Annotated in this window: 2 protein-coding genes; both read left to right on the forward strand. The window is 37.9% G+C overall.

The window, feature by feature from the left end; all coding sequences use genetic code 11:
- Positions 1 to 1,164 (forward strand): hypothetical protein (locus M72_RS13265; protein ID WP_055068562.1); only part of this gene is annotated, 1,164 nt, incomplete at its 5' end.
- An 83-nt stretch (positions 1,165 to 1,247) separates the two neighbouring features.
- On the forward strand, positions 1,248 to 2,180 hold the full coding sequence (locus M72_RS13270) for a hypothetical protein (protein WP_055068563.1): 933 nt from the start codon (positions 1,248 to 1,250) through the stop codon (positions 2,178 to 2,180).
- Positions 2,181 to 2,326 lie beyond the last annotated feature (146 nt).

A 2,326-nucleotide genomic window follows, 5' to 3' on the forward strand; every position in this document is an offset into this window, starting at 1 on the left:
GTGGACTATTACGAATTCAATATTACAGAGTACCGGGCATTAAGTTTCGCGAAGGATACCTATAATAAGGATATTACGATCATTTTAGATCATATACCGGAAGGCTGTGATTATGAGATGGTTTTGTATGATGAGGAAGGCAATCAGGTCGGCATTGGGAAAGAGAATGGAAATGGCGGTCTTAGTATTACCATACCGAACTGGAATTCGGACAACAGAGGTTATACCGTGAAGGTACAGGCAAAGAACGGTTCGATGGTAAACCCGGATGCCGAATATCATCTTTCCTTCCAGACAACGCAGGCGGATAAAAGCCATGGAGCTTATCAGGAAATGGAAGAGGTTCAGAAGTATGAAGGGACAGTCAGGAAGCAGATGCAGGAAGGCTTAACCGATACTGAGGAAACGCGTGCAATTAAGGAAATCCGGCAGAAGTACAAAGCCTATTATACAGAGCAGATGGAGAAACTGCATCAGAAACAGGCAGAAGATGTTATGCAGGGTGGGGCAGTGCCGGATGATGAGCAGATTCATAATTTACTGGAAAAAAAAGCAGCAGGAGGAGAACTGACGGAACAGGAAAATGCTCTTTTAAATATCTTTTGTACTGCAGCAGAGCTGGATCGTGCGAATGCAAGTGCAAAAATGAATACCACAGTAAAAGATAGGATATCTGCTGATCTGCAGGAAGCGGGAATTGATATTTCGGATTCCACGTTTTCCATAAAAATTGGGGCGGATGGTCAGGTAAGTGTGGACGGTATTCAGGATCATGCAATGAAACAGAAGATAGAGAATGTTCTGTCAAAGTATTCGGATGAGCTGATGGATATTTATTTTTGCACGGATTCAAAAATACAGGAGTTGTCAGATAAAGAAAAATATCTGTTGCAAGCTGCGGTGGATGTGGGAAAATTTTTATATAAGGCATCTGGCGGCAGCGTATCGCTTGGAGACCTCTCCGTGGAAAATACAGCGATACATGGTCTGCCGAAAACACTGGATGATCTGTTGAATCATCCGGGTGGGAATCTGACCTATCAGGATTACACAAGTGATATCCGGGAAATTTTAGCATATAACCGGACACAGCACAAAGATATTATGTCTGAGTTAAATGTACAGTTTGTTATAGCAGACGGTACATTTCAGATAAAAGATTAAAGTTTATAATGGAGTATTCAATAAAACCCAAGTGATTGGGAGGGAGAATCATGAGAATAGAGAATGGTTACTTATAACAAAGTATGTTATGCAGTAAAAATAATAGAAATGCAGTAGGAAATTTTTCTGATACAATGAATAAAGCCCAAGAGTGTATAAGTAATAAGATTAGCACAAGGGATTCCTATGTAAACAGTACAGATTATAGTAACTTTGGAATTTATACACAAAATAGTATCTCTCAAGATATTGAATTACCAATAGAGACAGAAAGATATAAAATTGAAGATGCTACATATGTGAATGGAGTAGCAGCATATGAGATTGTAGATAAGCAGACAGGAAAAGATTTTTATATAAGAGAAGATCAATTAGCAATTCAAAGAGATGAGAAAACAGGAATGGAGTTCCTGATTAATATGGATCAGCCATTTTCGTATAATGTAACCATGACAAGTGAACTGAAAAATCTTTTGAATGATTTGTCTGACCAAAGAAATATTGATATAAAGGAGATACCGCTACAGGGGGGATTGGTAGTAAAACGTGATCCAAAGACAGGGTTAAATTATTTGTCGATAAAGGGAAATGAGGCACAAGGAGTTTCGGTAATCATAACATCCGATAAAGATATAGAGACGCTGAATAAATTAGCTGATGAATTTCAAAAATATCCGGTAAGTTCACAGCGGTCTACGGCAGGATTATATGCTTTACTTGAGATATCAGGAAATCTGAAACGCGAAAAAGATGGTTTTACATTTTTGACTCCTAATGGAGTTACATATATTCCGTATGATGGTGATTCCAGCAAAGCATGGGAAATTGATATGCCGGGTTCCTGTTATGCTACTGCCAGAAAATGTTTGGCGGCAGAAAATGATTGTGCAGACATAAGTGCATGGACAAAAATTTTGAAAGGAATAAAGATATATTATGGCGATAATTATGGCACCACTCAGGAAAATAATGCATATAAAGTTGATAATTTAGGTAGATATTGTATGTTTGCATAAGATTTGTAATTTTTTTAATTACATGCAAAAATGCTTCTGTATTGATTGACGGAAGTGTAATGAGAAAGGCATGTGGAGATGAAAAAACTGCGAAATGGCTTGAGGAAAATTTAGCAATTATGCCAGATGTTATACGAAATGCACAG

Source organism: Roseburia faecis (genome assembly GCF_001406815.1).
GTDB lineage: Bacteria > Bacillota > Clostridia > Lachnospirales > Lachnospiraceae > Roseburia > Roseburia faecis.